The 19,256-nt window shown below is 61.5% G+C and carries 25 protein-coding genes; 17 read left to right on the forward strand and 8 right to left on the reverse strand.

Features of this window, described 5'->3' with window-relative positions; all coding sequences use genetic code 11:
• Positions 1–54: 54 nt before the first annotated feature.
• Positions 55–678: a TetR/AcrR family transcriptional regulator gene (locus tag KUG85_RS08570; protein WP_223004872.1), complete on the reverse strand. Its 624-nt coding sequence runs from the start codon at positions 676–678 to the stop codon at positions 55–57.
• 105 nt (positions 679–783) lie between these two features.
• Here KUG85_RS08570 and KUG85_RS08575 point away from each other — a divergent pair, with 105 nt between their 5' ends.
• From KUG85_RS08575 to yihA, 6 genes are all read left to right on the forward strand, one after another.
• Positions 784–1,647, forward strand: a complete 864-nt coding sequence (locus KUG85_RS08575; protein ID WP_223004873.1) for a Rossmann-fold NAD(P)-binding domain-containing protein — start codon at positions 784–786, stop codon at positions 1,645–1,647.
• 36 nt (positions 1,648–1,683) lie between these two features.
• Positions 1,684–2,172 carry an anthrone oxygenase family protein gene (locus tag KUG85_RS08580; RefSeq protein WP_223004874.1) on the forward strand — a complete coding sequence of 163 codons (489 nt, stop codon included), beginning with the start codon at positions 1,684–1,686 and terminating at the stop codon, positions 2,170–2,172.
• Between the two features lie 166 nt (positions 2,173–2,338).
• Positions 2,339–2,977 carry a CatB-related O-acetyltransferase gene (locus KUG85_RS08585; protein ID WP_223004875.1) on the forward strand — a complete coding sequence of 213 codons (639 nt, stop codon included), beginning with the start codon at positions 2,339–2,341 and terminating at the stop codon, positions 2,975–2,977.
• Between the two features lie 111 nt (positions 2,978–3,088).
• Entirely contained in the window at positions 3,089–3,466 is a 378-nt protein-coding gene (locus tag KUG85_RS08590) for a hypothetical protein (RefSeq protein ID WP_065816315.1), read from the forward strand.
• Positions 3,453–3,761, forward strand: coding sequence for a hypothetical protein (locus KUG85_RS08595; protein ID WP_223004876.1), 309 nt, complete (start codon positions 3,453–3,455; stop codon positions 3,759–3,761). Before KUG85_RS08590 ends, KUG85_RS08595 begins: the two co-directional genes overlap by 14 nt.
• A gap of 93 nt (positions 3,762–3,854) precedes the next feature.
• Entirely contained in the window at positions 3,855–4,532 is a 678-nt protein-coding gene (gene yihA / locus KUG85_RS08600; RefSeq protein WP_065816313.1) for a ribosome biogenesis GTP-binding protein YihA/YsxC, read from the forward strand.
• 11 nt (positions 4,533–4,543) lie between these two features.
• On the opposite strand, the gene msrB is transcribed toward yihA, so the two are convergent.
• The 4 genes from msrB to KUG85_RS08620 form a co-directional block, all read right to left on the reverse strand.
• Positions 4,544–5,053 (reverse strand): peptide-methionine (R)-S-oxide reductase MsrB, encoded by a 510-nt coding sequence (gene msrB / locus KUG85_RS08605; protein WP_223004877.1) that lies wholly within the window; start codon positions 5,051–5,053, stop codon positions 4,544–4,546.
• A 171-nt stretch (positions 5,054–5,224) separates the two neighbouring features.
• Positions 5,225–5,779, reverse strand: coding sequence for a fasciclin domain-containing protein (locus KUG85_RS08610; RefSeq protein WP_223004878.1), 555 nt, complete (start codon positions 5,777–5,779; stop codon positions 5,225–5,227).
• 130 nt (positions 5,780–5,909) lie between these two features.
• Positions 5,910–6,635: an anti-sigma factor gene (locus tag KUG85_RS08615; RefSeq protein WP_083212947.1), complete on the reverse strand. Its 726-nt coding sequence runs from the start codon at positions 6,633–6,635 to the stop codon at positions 5,910–5,912.
• Positions 6,632–7,171: a sigma-70 family RNA polymerase sigma factor gene (locus KUG85_RS08620; protein WP_223004879.1), complete on the reverse strand. Its 540-nt coding sequence runs from the start codon at positions 7,169–7,171 to the stop codon at positions 6,632–6,634. Before KUG85_RS08620 ends, KUG85_RS08615 begins: the two co-directional genes overlap by 4 nt.
• 191 nt (positions 7,172–7,362) lie before the next feature.
• On the opposite strand from KUG85_RS08620, the gene argB reads away from it, so the two are divergent.
• The 7 genes from argB (at position 7,363) to KUG85_RS08655 (ending at position 12,951) form a co-directional block, all read left to right on the forward strand.
• On the forward strand, positions 7,363–8,256 hold the full coding sequence (gene argB, locus KUG85_RS08625; protein WP_065816308.1) for an acetylglutamate kinase: 894 nt from the start codon (positions 7,363–7,365) through the stop codon (positions 8,254–8,256).
• A gap of 90 nt (positions 8,257–8,346) precedes the next feature.
• Positions 8,347–8,763: a nuclear transport factor 2 family protein gene (locus KUG85_RS08630; RefSeq protein WP_223004880.1), complete on the forward strand. Its 417-nt coding sequence runs from the start codon at positions 8,347–8,349 to the stop codon at positions 8,761–8,763.
• Complete coding sequence (locus tag KUG85_RS08635; protein ID WP_223004881.1) at positions 8,760–9,164, forward strand: MerR family transcriptional regulator; 405 nt, start codon at positions 8,760–8,762, stop codon at positions 9,162–9,164. Before KUG85_RS08630 ends, KUG85_RS08635 begins: the two co-directional genes overlap by 4 nt.
• Positions 9,145–9,582, forward strand: coding sequence for a carboxymuconolactone decarboxylase family protein (locus tag KUG85_RS08640; RefSeq protein ID WP_255606312.1), 438 nt, complete (start codon positions 9,145–9,147; stop codon positions 9,580–9,582). Before KUG85_RS08635 ends, KUG85_RS08640 begins: the two co-directional genes overlap by 20 nt.
• Positions 9,582–10,256, forward strand: a complete 675-nt coding sequence (locus tag KUG85_RS08645) for a DUF6920 family protein (RefSeq protein ID WP_223004882.1) — start codon at positions 9,582–9,584, stop codon at positions 10,254–10,256. The genes KUG85_RS08640 and KUG85_RS08645 overlap by 1 nt, the downstream gene beginning before the upstream one ends.
• Before the next feature lie 464 nt (positions 10,257–10,720).
• Positions 10,721–12,115: an MFS transporter gene (locus KUG85_RS08650; RefSeq protein ID WP_255606313.1), complete on the forward strand. Its 1,395-nt coding sequence runs from the start codon at positions 10,721–10,723 to the stop codon at positions 12,113–12,115.
• Between the two features lie 170 nt (positions 12,116–12,285).
• Entirely contained in the window at positions 12,286–12,951 is a 666-nt protein-coding gene (locus KUG85_RS08655) for an ArsR/SmtB family transcription factor (RefSeq protein WP_223004884.1), read from the forward strand.
• A gap of 192 nt (positions 12,952–13,143) precedes the next feature.
• On the opposite strand, the gene KUG85_RS08660 is transcribed toward KUG85_RS08655, so the two are convergent.
• Entirely contained in the window at positions 13,144–14,046 is a 903-nt protein-coding gene (locus tag KUG85_RS08660) for an EamA family transporter (protein WP_223004885.1), read from the reverse strand.
• A 155-nt stretch (positions 14,047–14,201) separates the two neighbouring features.
• Here KUG85_RS08660 and KUG85_RS08665 point away from each other — a divergent pair, with 155 nt between their 5' ends.
• Together KUG85_RS08665 and KUG85_RS08670 are read left to right on the forward strand one after the other, a co-directional pair.
• Complete coding sequence (locus KUG85_RS08665) at positions 14,202–14,918, forward strand: pyrimidine 5'-nucleotidase (RefSeq protein WP_223004886.1); 717 nt, start codon at positions 14,202–14,204, stop codon at positions 14,916–14,918.
• A gap of 5 nt (positions 14,919–14,923) precedes the next feature.
• Positions 14,924–15,826 (forward strand): DUF817 domain-containing protein, encoded by a 903-nt coding sequence (locus KUG85_RS08670; protein ID WP_223004887.1) that lies wholly within the window; start codon positions 14,924–14,926, stop codon positions 15,824–15,826.
• A 122-nt stretch (positions 15,827–15,948) separates the two neighbouring features.
• On the opposite strand, the gene KUG85_RS08675 is transcribed toward KUG85_RS08670, so the two are convergent.
• Positions 15,949–16,491 (reverse strand): copper chaperone PCu(A)C, encoded by a 543-nt coding sequence (locus KUG85_RS08675; RefSeq protein WP_255606314.1) that lies wholly within the window; start codon positions 16,489–16,491, stop codon positions 15,949–15,951.
• 529 nt (positions 16,492–17,020) lie between these two features.
• A complete protein-coding gene (locus KUG85_RS08680; protein WP_007009661.1) occupies positions 17,021–17,860 on the reverse strand; it encodes an LOG family protein in 840 nt (279 codons plus the stop codon).
• Positions 17,861–18,004: 144 nt separating this feature from the next.
• On the opposite strand from KUG85_RS08680, the gene dapD reads away from it, so the two are divergent.
• The gene (gene dapD, locus KUG85_RS08685; protein ID WP_007009660.1) at positions 18,005–18,859 is read left to right on the forward strand and encodes a 2,3,4,5-tetrahydropyridine-2,6-dicarboxylate N-succinyltransferase; all 855 of its coding nucleotides are present in this window, start codon (positions 18,005–18,007) and stop codon (positions 18,857–18,859) included.
• A gap of 20 nt (positions 18,860–18,879) precedes the next feature.
• Positions 18,880–19,251, forward strand: a complete 372-nt coding sequence (locus tag KUG85_RS08690) for a DUF805 domain-containing protein (protein ID WP_223004889.1) — start codon at positions 18,880–18,882, stop codon at positions 19,249–19,251.
• Positions 19,252–19,256 lie beyond the last annotated feature (5 nt).

Here is a 19,256-nt window from a genome sequence, read left to right on the forward strand (position 1 = left end):
AAAAGGCTCGCGAAAGCGGGCCTTTTTCCTTTTTTTAAATGTTCAAGTGTGCTTCTACCCCAGCATTTCGCGCAGGGCGATGCGCTTGTAATCCTCCACCAGCTGTCGCCCCTCTGCTTCGCCCACCTGAATGGCAAGCCGCATGGTGGCTTCGCCCAGATGGATGATCAGCAGGGCGGTCGAGGCGGTGGAATCGGGATCGCGCTCGGGTGACGCGCGCAGCATTGCCTGCGCCAGTTCCTGCGCATTGGCTCTCGCATCTTCGAGATCGAGCAAAGACAGCGTCTTGTCTGCCTGCGTGCCCGACCAGATATCGCGCATGACCGGCTCGGACAGGAACATCGCGTAGTATTCGTCGATCAGCGCGGTGAATTCCTTCCTGAGGCTCGCCAGGTCATGAACCTCTTCCAGCCCGTCGCAGATGCACGCCCTGCCGAGCGCGTTGTAGTGTTCCGCAAGCGTGCGAATGATCGCCGCCTTGTCGGGAAAATACTGGTAGAGCGAGCCGATTGAAATTCCGGCACGCTGTGCCACCTCACTCATCTTCATCGCCTCGCTGCCGCTCTCGGCAATGATGCCCCGCGCGACGTCAAGAATGCGTTCCACGCGCTCCCGCGCGCGCTTTTGCGTGGGCATTCTGCGTGCCGCGATGGCGCCGGGCGTCTCTGTCTCCGTCATGCCTGATCCATTTTATGAGTGTTTCTCATATTTCTGTTGACATCCATAATATGAGGATTTATCACTTTTGCAAATGTGAGAGTTTATCACTTTATGGAGAGTGAAATGACCAGGCACGATTCCGACCGCAGCAAACCCGTTCTCGTCACCGGTGGCACGGGCAAGACGGGCCGCCGTCTTGCCGAGCGACTGACAAACGCAGGCGTACCCGTACGCATCGGTTCGCGCGGGGCTGCGATCCCGTTCGACTGGGAAAACCCGAGCACCTGGGATGCCGCGCTCGATGGCGTTGAGGCTGCCTATGTGGCTTACTATCCAGACCTTGCCGTGCCGGGCGCTGCCGAAACAGTGGAGGCCTTCTCAAGGCTGGCCGTGAAAATGGGTGTCACCCGGCTGGTGCTTCTGTCGGGTCGCGGCGAGGTGGGCGCGGAAAGGGCTGAAGAACTCTTCAGACGAAGCGGCGCCGAGTGGACAATCCTGCGCGCCGACTGGTTTTTTCAGAACTTTAGCGAGGCCTTCTTCCTCGATGCGATCAGGGCCGGCGAACTCGCCCTTCCGGTGGGCGACGTGCGCGAGCCTTTCGTCGACGCGGACGACATCGCCGATGTCGCGTTTGCGGCCCTGACCGAAAAGGGCCACGAGCGGAAGCTCTACACCCTCACGGGCCCGCGCCTGATGAGCTTTCCCGAGATGGTGCACGAGATCGGCGCGGCATGCGGGCGGGACATCCGCTTCACGCGCATCCCGGTCGGTGCATTCGTTGAGGGTGCACGCAATGAGGGGCTCGATGAACCGCTGGTCGATCTGATGCGCGAACTTTTCACCGAGGTGCTTGACGGTCGCAACGAAAGCGTGGCCGACGGTGTCGAGCAGGCTCTCGGCCGCCCGCCGGTGGACTTCTCGGATTACGTGCGCCGCACGGTGGCAACAGGTGTCTGGAACACAGCGCCCGCCGCTGACACGATCTGAAGAAATCCCGTAATCTCAAGAAAACGGAGAACCGCCATGACTGACGGACTTGTCCTCGCGCTCGCGCTACTCGCCGCGCTCGGCGCCGGTGTCATGGCGGGCTTCTTCTTCACATTTTCAAACACGGTGATGCAGGCGCTGGCACGCATTCCGGTTCCGGCAGGCATTCAGGCCATGCAGGAGATCAATGTCACCGTGCTCAACCCCGTCTTTTTCGCGGCGTTCTTCGGCACCGGGCTCCTGGGAATTCTGCTTGGTGTTCTGGCGTTGCTCGGGCTGGTGCCGTCCGGCGGCATCTGGCTCGTTGCCGGCGGGCTTTTCTATGTGGTGGGCACGTTTCTCGTCACCGTCGTTTTCAACGTTCCCATGAACGAGGCTCTGGCAAAAGTCGATCCGGCGTCGACGCAGGGTGCCGATCTCTGGCGCGAATATCTCTCGCGATGGGGCATGTGGAACCACGTGCGCACATTGGCTTCGCTGGCCGCGCTTGCCAGCTTTGCCGTGGCACTGGTGCAGCAGGCATGATTGTCTGACCGGAGGATTTCCTCTAAAAGATGCTCCTGCAATGAGGGAGAGGCTTCGATGATCAGCTAAGGGGACCGAAGAACACGCCGCCGGGGCTTGAGGTCCGGTCCTTTGCCGTTTGACGGAGGTGGTTGGTTATTTCCCCTTTTTGATCAAGGAGGTCTGCATGCACGGGCCAGATCCTGCTACGCCATATCCGATGGCGGGCTTTCCCCGAACCGTTTTTCTCAAGAATTTCATTACCCGGCCCAACATCGAAGTGGGGGACTTTTCCTATTACGACGATCCCTGCGGCGCGGAGCGCTTCGAGGAACGGAACGTCCTCTATCACTTCGACTTTCTCGGCGACCGGCTGGTTATCGGCAAGTTCGTGGCCATCGCCCACGGCGCCACATTCGTGATGAATGGAGCAAACCATCTCATGACGGGCTTCTCCACCTTCCCGTTCAATATCTTCGGCAATGGCTGGGAGGAGGGGTTTGATGGCAAGGCCTATGTCCAGCACAGCCGGGGTGACACGATCGTCGGCAATGATGTGTGGATCGGGCGGCAGGCGCAGATCATGCCGGGTGTCGCCATCGGCGATGGGGCGGTGATCGGAGCCCACGCTGTCGTCGCCTCCGATATTCCCCCCTACGCCATCGCCGTGGGCAATCCGGCGCGGGTCCTGCGTGTGCGTTTTGCGCCCGAGACCGTTGCCGCCCTCGTTGAGATCGCCTGGTGGAACTGGCCTGCGGAGAAGATTAGCCGCAACCTTGCTGCCATCCGCGGTGCAGACCTTGATGCTCTTGCGGCAGCCGCCTGAACCCACACCGCCGCCCGCATCATTAAACTTGACATTTTTAGTATAGTATTGTGTCTGTGTCTCCGGTCGCTTTGTTCATCAGAGGCGACCGGAGGCCGAGAGGTGAGTGACATGATGCATTTGAGCCCAATCGACGATTTTGCATCCCATCATGCCTTTGAAGCGGAAGAGCTTGAGCGCTACCGCGGCAAATATCTGCGCGTGGAGCGGCTGCGTTCCAAGGTGCAGGCCGCCAAGCGGGCTGCCGCCGAAAGCCTGGCACGTGCGAATGACGCACCGGAGCCGCATGACGGCAGCAACACGATCTTCGTTGCCCTGTTCGACGCCCACTGCCGGGACCGCGAAGCGCTCTTCGAGACGATGCGTGAACTCGACGAGGCCAGTGGCGAATTGCACGCGATGGCGGGCGGAATGCAGGTCGCCGAGGGGATCTCGCGCAGAAACTCTGCGCACTTAGAAGGATTGACTGGCACCGATGAATGGATTTGAACGCCGCCGCCAGGAGGCGGAAGCGCATCTCAAGATGCAGATGATGAAGGAAATGAGCGAGCTGATGCGCCGGACCGGCCTGCCGCCAATGGTTGTCATGCGCGAGGCGGTGCGCGCCATCGGGCTTATTTATCGCGAGACCGCCGCAGCACATCGGGAGCCGGCCTGTTGTTCCTGCGGTTGGCGCCCGCAGGAAGCCTGCGATCTCGAATATCTCGGCCAGGCGCTGCTTGAGGCGAGCCGCAGGCCCCGCGCACGTGATCTGGGCGGAATGCAGGTTCTCGGCACCGCCTGAATGACCTGCAAAATACGGTTTCCGCAACAGCGCAGTTGACAAATGCCCCGTCAGTCTTGATGCCGTGATCTGAACGGCAATGGAGATGATGGCGTGAACGCATCACAGGATGGCGCAGCCGCCGGCAGGGCGCAGATTGATCGCGGGACCTTCCTGCGTCCGTGGGTTTTCCTGCGTGGTGCGCCGGCCATGAAGTTTCTGCCACCGGAAGGGCCGCCCGAAGTGGCGTTCGCCGGCCGCTCGAATGTCGGCAAGTCGTCGCTGATAAACGCGTTGATTGTCCAGCGTGGTCTCGCCCGCACATCCAACACGCCCGGCCGCACGCAGGAACTGAACTTTTTTGTTCCTGACGGTTATTCCGGTGCGGATGGCGACTTGCCGCCCATGGCCATCATCGACATGCCCGGCTACGGTTTCGCCAAGGCACCCAAGGCGCAGGTAGACGCCTGGACCGAAATGGTTTTCGACTATCTCAGGGGGCGCGTCACGCTGAAGCGTGTCTTCCTGCTGATCGATGCCCGCCATGGCATCAAGAAGAATGACGAGGAGGTGATGGACCTGCTCGACAAGGCCGCAGTCTCTTATCAGGTGGTGTTGACCAAGATCGACAAGATCAAGCAGCCGGCGGTGGAAAAACTGCTTGCCGCCACCGAGACGCAGCTCAGGAAACGCGCAGCCGCTTTTCCGGAAATTGTCGCAACCTCATCGGAAAAGGGCCACGGCATGGACGAACTGCGCGACGCCATCGCCCGCGCCGTGACCGACGGCTGAGCGCGGAAACTTCAGCTCGGCGTTGTTGCACCCGGTTTGAACGTCAAAGCAATGCCATTGATGCAGTGGCGCTTGCCGGTCGGCGGCGGGCCGTCATCGAAGATGTGGCCCTGATGGCCGCCACAGCGCCGGCAATGGCACTCTGTGCGGGTCATGAAGAGGGAATTGTCCGGCCTTGTGCCGATGGCATCGGGCAGCGCTTCCCAGAAGCTCGGCCATCCCGTGCCCGAATCATATTTCGCCTCGGATGAGTAGAGCGGCAGATCGCAGCCGGCGCAGTGAAAGAGGCCGGCACGCTTCTCATCGTTGAGCGGGCTCGTAAAGGCGCGTTCCGTTGCCTCCTGCCGCAGCACGGCGAATTGCTGTTCCGTCAGGATCGCGCGCCACTCTTCCTCGGTTTTGGTGATTTCGAACGTTTCAGCCATGGCGCTGCCGCCGGGCCGGTCGCGCAGCACGAAAGCTCCGCCCGTCAAGGCAGCCAGGGCGCCAGCGGTGCCATAGAGAAATTTGCGGCGTTTCATCGTCAAGCTCCTTTGCGCTTCTGGTGCGCATCAAATTCCGGCGGACCGTAAGCCGGATCGGCCTTCACCTCAAAGTCAAGTCGGTGTGAGGTGCGAAGGGCGGCAATGCGCCGCCCTTCGCGGTTCCGAAAGCCCCGTTCGGAACCTGCCTGTCCTTCTGCAGGGACCCAATCAGCCCTTCGGCAGAAGAACCGTGTCGATCACGTGGATAACGCCGTTGGACTGATCCACATCCGCGATGGTGACGGTCGCCACATTCCCGTTCTCGTCGGTCAGCGTGATGCTGTCGCCGTCCATCTTGGCTTCCAGCATGCAGCCGCCGACAGTCTTGACCGGGTGGTTGCCGCCATCGTCGGAAATCATCTTGCCAATGGCATCGGACATGGCTTCGGTCGCCACCACATGGCAGGTCAGCACCGTTGCGAGCGTTTCCTTGTTCTCGGGCTTCAGAAGCGTGTCGACAGTGCCGTCGGGCAGCTTCTCGAAAGCGGCGTTGGTCGGTGCGAAAACGGTGAACGGACCTTCGCCCGAAAGCGTCTCGACCAGGCCGGCAGCCTTCACGGCCGCGACCAGCGTGGTGTGATCCTTCGAGTTGACCGCATTTTCGACGATGGTCTTGTCAGCATACATCGCTGCGCCGCCAACCATCGGGTTTTCGGCCAGAGCCGATCCCGTGAAAGCGAGAGCGAGCGAGCCGGCGAGAAGGGAAGCAGTGAACTTACGCATGTTTGAACTCCTCAGGTTCGTTTGCGGGACCGCCTTCGTGGTCGGCCCGTTTTTGGGAACATGAGGAAACACGGAGGGACACTCCGGGAAGTTTCAAAAAATCTGGTTTATTTTTTTGGAAAGCCCGAAATCAGATATCGCGCAGGTCGCCGAGCGCAACCACCGGGCCGGTTGGCTCACCCGAGGGCGAACCGCCCAGCGGTTCGGTTGTAATGGCGAAAACGGCACCGGCATCGATGGCCGCTCCGAGCGCCTCGCTGAGTGCCACGTGCACGCTCGAGCCGACCGGAATCACGCCGAGAGAGACGGGCGGTTTATCGCCCTCGATGGCCCAGAGCTCGAAATCGCGCCCATCGGGCCGTGCACCCGAAACATGGGAGAGCGCCACGTCGCGTTTGCTGCTGTCATAGACTGCGAGATAGCGCACGTCGGTATCGTCATGAGCGAGCGAGGCAACAAAGCGCTGCTCTTCAAGCGGCTGGCTGCCGAAGGGCAGGCTCGTATAGGTGAGGGCGACATAGGTGCCGAATGCCAGGAGTGCCGCCACCGCGATACCGCGCCAGAAGGCAAGGCTCGACCATAGGCCGGCCTTGTCTTGCGCTGACGGCGCGGCACCAAAAAGCCGTGCGTCGATGACGGACTTCGCGTTTGCCGGGGGCGCCACCGCTTCAAAGGCGTCCGCCATGGGGGCAAGACGGGCTTCCCAGTGCTCCACGAGATGCGCAAAGTCCGGTTCCGTTTCGATGCGCCGCGCAGCAGCGGCGCGCTCTTCGGCTGCGAGCACACCGAGCACATACTCGGCCGCAACGAGATCGTCGTCGCGCCTGTCCGGTCCGTGTTCGTCTGCCACCGTCATCGTTCCAGGCATTCCCTGAGCTTCAAAAGGCTGCGCCGCAGCCAGGTTCGCATCGTATTGAGCGGCACATCGAAACGCGCTGCAAGTTCGGCGTAGCTGTCACCGTTGAGATAGGCCCCGCGCACCGCCGTGGCTCGGTCGGTTTCAAGCTCGCCGAGGCAGGCATCGATCCGCCGGCGCTCGCTGCCGGCCTCGGCCTGTCTCTCCGGATCCGGCTTTGGATCGGCAATCGCCTGCGCCTCATCCAGCTCCGCAGCGGGCGTCTTTCGTGCCCGCAGCCGATCGATCGCATGATTGCGCGCCACCGCGACCAGCCACGTGATGGGACTGAGGTCCGTCGCGGCGAACCGGTCGGCCTTGGTCCAGATTTTTATATAAACGTCCTGCAAGGCCTCTTCGGCCTCCGCCCTGTCTTTCAAGACACGCAGACAGACGCCAAAGAGTTTCGCACTGGTGTGCCGATAAAGAAGGTCAAACGCGGCACGCTCCCTGAGCGCGGTGCGAAAGATCAGCTTCGTTATCTCGTCTGGTGTCATGTAGGGGAGATTAGGTGCAAAATTGACAATGGGAAAGGCAGGCTCGCAACAGAGTTAGCGCACGTTCGCGCAAAGGCAAGCCTGCCTGCGGGGCTAGAACGCAGCTTTTTGCCGGCTCGCCTGCAAGATCGTTTCACTTGCCGCGAAAAATGCTTTAAGAAACCGCCGTTTTGACTTTGGGGAACAACGCGATGACGGACATGACGGAAACTGCTGAAGCCCAGGCCCGCTTTCTCTCGGCGGCACTGCCTTACATGCAGCGTTATGAAAACAAGACCATCGTCGTGAAATATGGCGGCCACGCTATGGGCGATGCGGAGCTTGGTCAGGCGTTCGCCCGCGACATCGCACTCCTGAAGCAGTCCGGCGTCAGCCCCATCGTCGTTCATGGCGGAGGACCGCAGATCGCCGCCATGCTCAAGAAAATGGGCATCGAATCGAAATTCGAGGGCGGCCTGCGTGTTACCGACGAAAAGACCGTCGAGATCGTGGAGATGGTGCTGGCCGGATCCATCAACAAGGAAATCGTGGCACTCATCAACGCCGAGGGCGAGTGGGCCATCGGCCTGTGCGGCAAGGACGGCAACATGGTCTTCGCCGAAAAGGCGCACAAGACCGTGGTCGATCCCGATTCCAACATCGAGCGCGTGCTCGATCTCGGTTTTGTCGGCGAGCCGGTCGAGGTCGACCGCACGCTGCTCGATCTGCTCGCCCATTCCGAGATGATCCCCGTCATCGCACCGGTGGCGCCGGGCCGCGACGGCCACACCTACAACATCAATGCCGACACCTTCGCCGGGGCAATCGCGGGCGCGGTGCGCGCCACGCGTCTTCTGTTCCTCACCGATGTTCCCGGCGTTCTCGACAGAGACAAGAAGCTGATCGACGAGCTGACCGTCTCAGAGGCGCGCGCGCTCATCAGGGATGGCACGATCTCCGGCGGTATGATCCCCAAGGTGGAAACCTGCATCGAGGCCATCGAGCGCGGTGTGGAGGGCGTCGTGATCCTGAACGGCAAGACCCCGCACTCCGTTCTTCTGGAACTCTTCACCGAGCATGGTGCGGGCACGCTGATCGTTCCGTGAGGGCACGGACAATAGAATCGCCAGAAACCGCTTGACCTGGAGTTCACTCCAGAAAGTAGATGCATATGTGCACACTATGGAGATGCACATATGCATGAGCAGAACATCATCGAGAAATTCCTTGCGGCGCTGAAAGCGGGCGATGTCGATGCGGCCTGCGCCTTCGTGGCCGCGGATGCCGTATTCATTGGCGTTCGAGCGGAAGCGAAACCGTCTGTTCCGCCTTACGGAGCGCGCAGAGGGCATGAAGGATTTCGCGCCTTTCTCGCCGCGCTCGGCAACACCTTCAGCAATCAGTCGCTCACCGTGGAGCACCTTGGAGCGGGCGAGGGCGTGGCCTTCGCCAGCGGTCAGCTCGACCACACCGTCGCTGCCACCGGAAAGCGCTTCTTCAGCGAATGGGTTCTGCGTTGCCGCGTGCGCGACGGAAAGATCGCGCACTATCAGTTCTGTGAGGACAGTGCCCGGCTTGAAGAAGCGCTTTCAGCCCATATGGAGGCCGCATGAAAATAGGCGAGGTCGCGCGGCGTACGGGCCTGAGCATCGATACGCTACGCTATTACGAAAAGCTGGGGCTTATCGACCCGCCATGGCGGCAGGGCGGCCAGCGGGCCTATGATGACGCCATCGTCCCCTGGCTCGGTTTCATCAAGATGCTCAAGGCAACAGGCATGCCGCTTGCCGATGTGGAGACCTATGCAAGCCTGCGTCGGAAGGGCGATGACACGTCGGCCGAACGCCGCGGCATGCTTGAGCGTCAACGCGCGGCGGTTCTGGCAAAAATTGCCGGGCTCCAGGAATGCGTCGAACTGCTCGACTACAAGATCATGAATTATGCCGAAATCGAAGCGCGCCATCGCGCCGAGGGCGGCAGGAAGGAAGACGAGAGTGACCGACCTGACACATGAGATGGGACCAACCGCCAGCGCGCTTGAGAAGGGACGCGCGATCGCGGAAACGCTCAATCCCGATCTGGAGGCCATCCTGGCCGGACGCTACGATGCGGCGCTTCCGGGTTTTTCCGAAACGCTGATCGAGGGGGCTTATGGGCGCTTCTATGCCCGGGAAGGTCTCGATCTCAAAACGCGGCAACTCGCCACCGTGGCGGCGCTGACGGCGCTCGGTGGACAAACCGCACCTCAGCTCAGGGTGAACATCGAGCATACGCTCGCAGTCGGGGCAAGCGAACGCGAAATCCTGGAAGTGATCCTGCAAATGGCCGCCTATGGTGGCTGGCCGGCCGCCATCAACGGCATCAATGCGGCTTTGGAGCTGTTCTCCGAACGGAAAAGCGGAGAGTCGGCGTCGGCCTGGGACGGTATCTGATGCAACGGGCAGCCCGCGAGCTTGCAGCGCGACTGGGTGCTTCGGCCACGTCTGCCGGGCACCGGGTCACGCTTGCCCAGTCCGGGCGGCTGCGGACAGGTGAGCAAAGCCGCTGGATGCGCTTTACGGCGCACCAGTGGATCGCCCTTGGAAGCCCCGCATTCAGTTGGGTCGCAAGAACAGGGCCTTTCGGTGCTCTGACCGTCAGGGACGGTGTCATGAACGGGAAGCCGGAAGCGGGCCTTTTTCTGTTCGGGGTTGTGCCTCTGAACCGCTCCCATGCTTCCGATGCGCTCACAAAGGGCGAGCTCATGCGATATCTGGCGGAGTTGCCCTGGGCCCCCGATGCGATCCTGCACAACAGCCACCTGCGCTGGGAGGGCCTGCCGAATGGCAGTCTACGGGCGACGGCAAATATCGGGTCGGTCGAGGCATCGGTGATCTTCACGCTGGATGCCAATGGCCACGTTGCAACCGTCACGGCTCACAACCGGCCACGGCAGGAGGAGACAGGCCTGCGGGAGCGCCCGTGGCACGGTGCTTTCAGCGACTATCGCCGGGTCGGTAGCCGCTGGATCCCACACGCCGCAGAAGTCGGCTGGGAGGTGGCTGGCCGGCGCTTCTGCGTCTGGCAGGGCCGTCTGGAACGCTGGAAGATTGCCGCGCCAGAATGAGATGCGGCGCTGATCCTGCAGAAGGATTCCGTCAGGTGGGATCACCCGTCATCGCATAGAACCGGATTACCAGACGCATGGAGCGGCGCAGCGTTTCAGGAAACGGTGAGCCATTCCGGCACCCCCCGACTTCCATAGCCCAATGCAGCTCAAGCCCGCCGAACCGCACGCCCCGAGTGCAGGATGCGCGCAGCGCTGCTTTCATCGACACCATCCCGTTGGTGTCAGAGCGCGGTCCCCACCCTCGCGCAATCGTCTGGCAAAATCACCCCGTCGCTGATGCCTCGACCAGGTCGGCAAGTATCCTGCAGGCGGGTCCTCAAGTCGTCTTGAATCAATCATTCAATTATGTAATTGAATGATTGATTAGGCCGGAAAGATGCGGTGGCTCTGTGCGCTCAACGCGTGCGCCGTCTCGGATCGGCTTCAGGTCCCTCCACAGCTACAGGACAATCATGGCTCCCATGCACCAAGCTCCCCCAATCGCCCGTTCGCCCGCATTCGCCATTCTGGCGACCGTGCAGGCAACGCTCATCTTCACCATCGCGCTCATCACCGTGCCGCTGCCAATCATCGCCGGTGAGTTCGGCCTGACGGCGGCGGACCTGCTTCTTGTGCTTGCAGCCTATGGGCTGCCATTCAGCGGCCTGCTTCTTTTCGGCGGCAGGCTTGCCGACCGTTTCGGTGGCCGGCGCATGTTTGCCATCGGTCTCATCGTCTTCGGTGTGGCGTCGGCCATCGCGGCGCTGGCGCCCAGCTATCGCATTCTTGTGGCGATGCGTCTCCTTCAGGGCGTTGGCGGCGCCATGGTGGCCCCCGCCGCCATGGCCGTTCTTCGAGCGCTCTTTCCGGAGCCGGCGGCGTTCGGCCGCGCCATGGTCACCTGGGGCGGTGTCTCCGTTCTGGGCGCGGTGCTCGGCTTCATCGTATCGGGCGTTTTGACGAGCTGGATTTCGTGGCGCTGGATGTTTGCCGTGCCGGTGGCGGTCTCCCTGCTCGGTTTGAGTGCTTCGGCGGGGCTTCTGCCACGCGGGGTCAGCGAAAGCACGGAGCGCAGACCGGGCCTCGATCCCATTGGCGCGGTGTTCGCCACATTGGGCATATCCCTTTCGAGCTTTGCGCTCATCGCCACCGACGATCATGGCTGGCGTTCCGCCATGGTGCTTGTCCCCCTGCTGACAGGCCTTGTCCTGCTCGCCGCATTCTTTGCGATCGAGCGCCGCGTCCGCGATCCGCTTCTCCCTCCGGGGTTCATTCTGGAGCCGGTGCGCCTGACCGGTCTTTTCGGCATGTTTCTGGCGGCAGCGGGCTCGGGCGTCGTCAACTTCGTGCTCTCCCTCTATCTGCAACAGGTGCTCGGCTGGTCGCCCTTCATGACGGCCATGGCCTTCCTGCCCTTCGCAGTGGCCCTCATCGCCATGGGGCGGGCAGCGGGTCCGCTGGTCGGCCGTTTCGGGCCGGCCCGCATGACCGGCATCGGCTTGCTGATCGCCGCCGTCGGGCTCGCGCTGCTCACGCAGATTGCGCCCGATACGCGCTATCTTCCGGGCCTTCTGCCGGGGATCGTCCTTGTGGCGGTTGGCATCTCGTTCGCCTTTTCCGGTTCTGCAGTCCTTTCCACCGCAAACGTCCCCCAGAACCGGGCAGGCCTCGCCGGCGGCGTCATGAACACGGCGATGGAGCTCGGCCCCACCGTGGGGCTTGCGATCCTGATGGCGGTGGCGGCCACGCAGATCGACACCGTCGCAGGCTATGCCTGGGCGTTCGGCACGGCAGCGGTCGCCTATCTGGTGGCGGCACTTCTGTCCTTTGCGTCAGGCCGGCGGATTGCAGCCACTGCAACGCACCCGGCAGAGTAAAAGTAGTCACCGGGTTAGGTCCCATTCTCAAGGCCACTGGCAAGGTGCCGCCTGACGGTGGCACCTTGCCAGTGGCGGGAAGGGCAACGCAGTCACTCGCCCTCCCACACCCCTGGATTGAGAACACTCAATAGATTGATTGATAAAGCTATTTTTCCTATATGTTGCAAATGGATATCGAACGCGCCCAGCTTGCCCTTCTCACCGAACTCGCGGAGATCGCGCGCACTTTGGGCAGTCCCCAGCGCCTGATGCTTCTCCAGCATGTGTCGCAGGGTGCGCGCTCGGTCGAGCGGCTTGCGGAACTGACGGGCCTTTCGGTCGCCAACACCTCGCAGCATCTGCAGCATTTGAAGCGCAGCGGTCTTGTGGTGGCAAGGCGCGATGGCAAGCGCATTCTCTACGATCTTGCCAGCGGGCCCATCAACGAGCTTCTTGCCGCGCTCACATATCTTGCCGAGCATCGGCGGGCCGAAATCCAGTCGGTCATCTCCGACAGCGTAAACCAGACCGAACGGCTGGAGGGCATTTCACGCGAAGAGCTTCTGGAGCGCCTTCGCGATTCCTCCGTGACGCTTCTCGATGTCAGGCCGCGCGAGGAGTTTGCCATGGGCCATCTGCCGGGCGCGATAAACATCCCGGTGGAAGAGCTGGAAGAGCGCCTTTCAGCGCTGCCCGTGGAGCATGAAGTGATCGCTTATTGCCGTGGGCCTCACTGCGTTCTCTCGGTCAATGCCGCCGCCCTGCTGCGCCGAAAGGGCATCAGGACACGCCTCCTGAACGCCGGCTTCCCCGACTGGAAAGCCGCCGGCCTTTCCGTCGAGACCGGTGCCTGATTTTTTGAGCCAGTGACACTGGCCCGAAAACGCAAGCGGGTTTCCGAATTCGCGGCAACAGCGTTGTGCGTGGTTCGACAGGCTCACCATGAGGGAGGGGAGTGCCTGGCAGAAAGTCTGTTTCACAGATGTGCCTCAGGGGCGGCAGCCAAAACGCCCCTCATGGTGAGCCTGTCGAACCACGCACCACATCTAAAGCAGCACCAAAAGCACGATGCCCGCGACGATCAGCAGGCATCCCGCCACTTCCGTGCGGTTGATGTGCTCGCGGAAGAAGAACACGGATGAAGCGAAGGTGAAGATCATCTCGATCTGCGCCAGCGCCTTCACTACCGCTGCCTGTTGCAGCGTCATGGCCGTGAACCAGCCGAGCGAGGCGGCAGCGCCGACAAAGCCCACGAAAAGCGAAGGCTTCCACGCCTTTGCGATGCGCCCCACCTCGGCGCGGTCGCGCCAGAGCATCCATGCAAGCATGATGACGGTCTGGAACGTGATGGTAACGGCCAGCGTCGTTGTCGCCTGCATCAGATAGTTCGGTCCGCCGAGAGAAAGCGAGGCGGCCCGATAGGCCACGGCCGTCACGCCGAAAAGCGTGCCGGAGGCAAGGCCGATCAGCGCTGTGCGGCTGATGAGCGAGCGGAACAGATTGCCCCAGCTCATCGGCACGCGGGCGACCGAGATCAGCATCACGCCGATCACCGTGACCGCGATGGCAATGAGCGCGCCGAAGCCTGCCATTTCGCCAAGCAGCACAAGGCCAAAGATGGCCGCCTGCGCCGGTTCGGTGCGCGAATAGGCCGTGCCGACCGCAAAATTGCGGAAGGAAAACAGATAGATCAGTAGAAACTGCGCGGAAATCTGCCCCAGTCCGCCGAGCAGCGTCCAGGCGAGAAACGTGCCGTGGATTTCCGGAAACTCGTAACCGGCGGCCGAGTGCAGCAGAAGCCACAGGACAAGAACGAACGGCATGCCGAAGCCGAAGCGCACAAAGGTTGCGCCCGTCGTGCCCATCACGCCTTTGAGGTGCTTTTGGCCAACGGAGCGCAGGTTTTGCAGAAAGGCTGCGGCGATGGTGATCGGGATCCAGAGTTCCATGCCGCGCCTTTTGCTATCCCGATGCAAATTGCGCAAGGCGCAGACGGAACAAATCGGTATACCAAACTGGGCTACCGCCCGAGCCGACACGAATGCTCTGCAAAAGCCGGTTGTGCAGATTGTCGCGCAAGGGGCGTGTCTGCCATAAGGAATGTATGACAAACCAGCTCTCAGCCCACCGCATCACCGCAGATCGCTTTTCCCATGTCACCGACTGGGTGTTCGATCTCGACAACACGCTCTATCCGCATCACAGCAATCTGTTTTCGCAGATCGACGTGAAGATGACGGCTTATGTGTCCGAACTCCTGCAGATGGAGCGCGACGAAGCCAGAACGCTCCAGAAAAACCTCTACCGGGAATACGGAACGACGCTCAACGGGCTGATGGAGCGCTACAGCATCGACCCGGATGATTTTCTCGAGAAGGTGCACGACATCGATTATTCTTGGCTCGATCCCGACCCGAGGCTTGGTGATGCGATCCGGGCCCTGCCGGGCCGCAAGTTCATTTTCACCAATGGTGATCGCGGTCATGCCGAGCGTGCGGCGCGCCAGCTCGGCGTGTTCGACCATTTCGACGACATTTTCGACATCGTTGCGGCCGGTCTTCTTCCGAAGCCGGCTGCGGCCACCTATGACAAGTTTGTCGCCCTGCATCGGGTGGTGGGCGAAAACGCGGTCATGTTCGAGGATCTGGCGCGCAATCTGGCGGTGCCGAAGAAGCTTGGCATGACCACGGTTCTGGTCGTACCCAACAATTTCGAGCCGACCTTCACCGAGATATGGGAGCAGGACGCGAACGAGGAAGACGATGTCGACTTCGTTACCGACAACCTCGCGGACTTCCTCGAAGCGGCGATGAAGGCCTGACGCCGGTGCGGCGTTTCACGTCTCTTGAAGCGCGCATCGACGCACTCGCGCATCGCGTGCTCGACAGGTTGCCTGCGCACGGTCTGGCGGGCGCTCTGGTTGAGTTCGTCGTATTTGGGCTGAAGCAGGCATGGGCCTGCCTTTTCGGCGGGCTGCTCCTCGCCCTCATCATCGCAACACACTACCTGTGGCCACAAAACGCCTTTCTGGCGCGCTACGATTTCCTGTTTCTGGCAGCGCTTGCCATACAGATGGTCATGCTGGCCGCCGGCCTAGAACAACCGTCTGAGGCGAAGGTCATCCTTATTTTCCACGTGGTCGGCACGGTGATGGAGATATTCAAGACTTCGGCCGGCTCGTGGATCTATCCGGAAGAGAGCTTCTTCCGCATCGCCGCTGTGCCGCTCTTTTCAGGCTTCATGTATGCCGCCGTGGGGTCCTACCTCGCCCGCATCAGCCGGATTTTCGACATGCGCTATACCCGTTATCCGGCTTTCTGGATGACATTGGCTCTGGCGGCAGCGATCTATGTGAATTTTTTCGCCCATCATTATACGGTCGATGTGCGCTATGGGCTCTTTGCGGCCACTGCGCTGCTTTTCGCGCGCACGTCCGTGCACTACCGCGTGTTTCGGTTTCGCCATCGGATGCCGCTCTTGCTCGGGTTTCTGCTGGTGGCGCTGTTCATCTGGTTTGCAGAGAACATCGGCACCTGGTCGCGTGCCTGGATCTACCCGGATCAGTCCGGTGGATGGACGCCGGTTTCCATTTCCAAGCTGGGCTCGTGGTATCTCCTGATGATCATTTCGTTCGTTCTGGTGTCCGTGGTTCACCGTCCTCGAACGCCCGACGAAGCCCGTCTGGAGGATGTTCGGGCAGGCGCCGGCCAGGCCGACGCCGCCCTGTAGAGCATTTTGCAGTCAGGTGGAATCACCTGACGTTCGCACAAATGCGCAAAAACAGGCAGATGGAGCGGAGCGGCGCTTCCATGAGACGGTGAACCGTTCCAGCGGGAGGCCGCGTCTCGGCGTCAGTGGCTGTGCCCGGTATCGGACGCGCTGCCGCGTGCCGGGCCTGCGGTGAGCTCCAGATCGACCTTTCCCGCCTTCTCGAATTCGAGCGTCAGCGGTATGGATTCGCCCTCCTGAAAACCCTTTTCCACCTGCATGAACATGACGTGCAGGCCGCCGGGTTCCAGCGTCACCGTTTCGCCGGCGGGTATCGTCAGGCCGCCCTTTACCGGGCGCATGACCATGACGTCATTGTTCATTTCCATGGTGTGGACCTCCACCTTGCCGGCCCGTGGCGAGGTCAGGGTCAACAGCCGGTCATCGTCGGTGCCGGTGTTTTCGATGACCATGTATCCGCCGCCAGACGGTTGACCGGGCAGCATGGCCCGCACCCGGGGGTGTGCGATTTTCAGATCGCCGGCCTCAACGGCGTGGTGGTCCGCGGTCGTTTCCGTGGCCCCTTGATTGGAGGCGTGATGGTCGGCATTCGTGCCGTGAGCCACTGCTCCCGTTGTGATTAGCGGGAACGCAGCCGCTGCCGCGATAAGAATGTTTAAACGCATGGTTCTGCCTTTCATGTCTGAGCTTTGAGTTGCCGGAAACCCGGGCTTTAAAAGATCAGGCAGGGGCAGGGGGCGCGCGAATGCCGTGTGCAGTGTCGCTGGCAGGGTTGGCATGTGGTCCGTCGCCCCAATGGGATACAGCGGCACCGTTCTCTTGCGGTATTGGCAGCACCAGCGCCGGAAGCTGCGACGTGGACGATGAAAACTGAAAGCCGCAAGTATGGCTACTCACGCATAGGGGGCATTCGGTCGTGCGGGGATGTTCACGGCTGTCATTGGAGGCTGTTCCAATCCCGTAAGTCGTGCAGATGACGAAGCCGTAGGATGCCGGCGCAGCCGCAGCCAGGGCCAGCGGCTGCAGCAGCCCCATGAGCAGAGAAAGACACCCGACCGCCGCGAAAAGCTTCGCATCGCGGCGCAGGCTTCCAAACCAGCTTGTATTGCCTCGGCATGGGATCATCTGCAAATGCCTAGCCGATTGTCGTTCATGCCGCCAGTGCCGCGGACTGCGGCATGACGGCATTCGGGATCAGAGTTCGTAGAACTCGGCGATCTTCGCCCAGGCTTCCTCGGCCGTGTCGACGAAAGTGATCAGCTCATCGTCTCCAGGCGAGATCGTGCCCTGTTCGGCCAGGAAGGCCAGATTGATCGCGCCTTCCCAGAAATCCTTGCCGAACAGCACCACCGGTAAACGCTCCATGCGCCCGGTCTGGATCAGGGTCAGCGTCTCGAACAGTTCGTCCATTGTCCCGAAGCCGCCGGGGAACACGGCGACCGCCTTCGCACGCATCATGAAATGCATCTTGCGGATCGCGAAATAGTGGAAGTTGAAGCAGAGCTCGGGCGTCACATAGAGGTTCGGTGCCTGCTCATGCGGCAGCACGATGTTGAGGCCTATGGAGGGGGCGCCGCAATCGGCAGCACCGCGATTGCCGGCTTCCATCACGCCGGGTCCGCCGCCCGTTACGACGACATATTCGCGGTAATAGGACTTGGCCGATTCTTCCGAGCAGAGCCGCGCGAATTTGCGGGCTTCCTGATAGTAGCGGCTGTTCTTTTCGAGGTTCTTCTTCTGCGTCTCGTTCTTGGCGGCCCAGGCCTCTCCACCGGGCTCGGGCAGGCGCGCGCCACCGAACAGGATCACCGTCGATCGGATGCCACGTTCTGCAAGTGCCATTTCCGGCTTGAGGAGTTCGAGCTGCAGGCGCACCGGCCGCAGTTCGCGCCGGGTCATGAAATCTTCGTCGTCCCAGGCAAGACGATAGGTTTCCGCGCGCGTCTGCGGCGTATCGGGCACCTGTCTTGCACGACGCAGGTCTTCATCGGAATGCGGTAGAGGTGTCCAGCCGTTCTCGTCTTTTGAATCCATCGTCATTTATCCGTCCGTTGGCGCGTCCCCGCGCGATCCCGAGATTGACCCCTAGTGACGCTTCGCATAGTTTCCGCGCCGATCTGGGTCCTTCTCCCAAACTATGGCTGAGCCCTTAACAGCTTGTTCAATGGAGCCGCAAGCATGACGAACACCGATGCCGCCGCGCTGGAAAAGACAATTGAAAAGGCATTCGACGAGCGCGACGGCGTTTCGACAGACACACGCGGCGAGATTCGCGATGCGGTGGAAACCTCGCTTCATTTGCTCGACAGCGGCAAGGCGCGTGTTGCAGAGCGTCAGGAGGACGGCTCCTGGAAGGTGAACCAGTGGCTCAAGAAGGCAGTGCTGCTTTCGTTCCGGCTGAACCCGATGCAGGTCATCAAGGGCGGGCCCGGGGATGCCGTCTGGTGGGACAAGGTCGCTTCCAAATTCGACGGCTGGAGCGCCAACGAGTTCGAGAAGGCCGGCTTCCGCGCTGTTCCCAATGCAGTTGTGCGCCACTCGGCCTATGTCGCGCCCGGCGTCGTGCTGATGCCCTCCTTCGTCAATCTCGGCGCCTATGTGGGCGAGGGCACCATGGTCGACACCTGGGCCACCGTCGGCTCCTGCGCGCAGATCGGCAAGAATGTTCATCTTTCCGGCGGCGTCGGCATCGGCGGCGTTCTGGAGCCCATGCAGGCCGGTCCCACCATCATCGAGGATCATTGCTTCATCGGTGCGCGCTCGGAGGTGGTCGAAGGCTGCATCGTGCGTGAGGGCTCCGTGCTCGGCATGGGCGTCTATATCGGCAAGTCGACCAAGATCGTCGACCGCGCCACCGGCGAAGTGTTCTACGGCGAAGTCCCGCCCTATTCGGTGGTCGTCGCAGGCACCATGCCTGGTAAAAACGTACCTGGCGAGAATTGGGGTCCGAGCCTCTACTGCGCCGTGATCGTCAAGCGCGTCGATGAAAAGACCCGCTCCAAGACGTCGATCAACGAACTCCTGCGCGATTGACCGGCCTGCGGAGAAGCACAATGCCCAAGGGACAGATGGCCTGGCTGTTTTTCGGATTTTCCGGACGGGTGAGCCGTGCCGCCTTTTTCCTGGCGGGCATGCTTCTCATTGTCCTGCAGATCTTTGTGCTCTATCGCTTCACCCTGGCGCCGGAAGGGAGCGGCGCCAGCGGCCTATGGGCCCTGCTTTTCTGGGGTCTGGCTGTGGTTTCGGTCTTCTCGTCCGTAGCGCTGGGCGTCAAGCGTCTGCATGATTTCGGCAAGCCGGGCATTTTTGCCGTTTCGCTCTTCATCCCGATGGTGTCGATCCTCGCTTTTATCGTGCTTTGCCTCTATCCGGGCGATGCGGGCGCCAACGAATATGGTGATCGGACAAACGCGCCGAAGCAGTAGCCGAA

Origin of the sequence: Nitratireductor rhodophyticola, from assembly GCF_019891355.1 — a bacterium.
In the GTDB taxonomy this organism is placed as follows: domain Bacteria; phylum Pseudomonadota; class Alphaproteobacteria; order Rhizobiales; family Rhizobiaceae; genus Nitratireductor; species Nitratireductor rhodophyticola.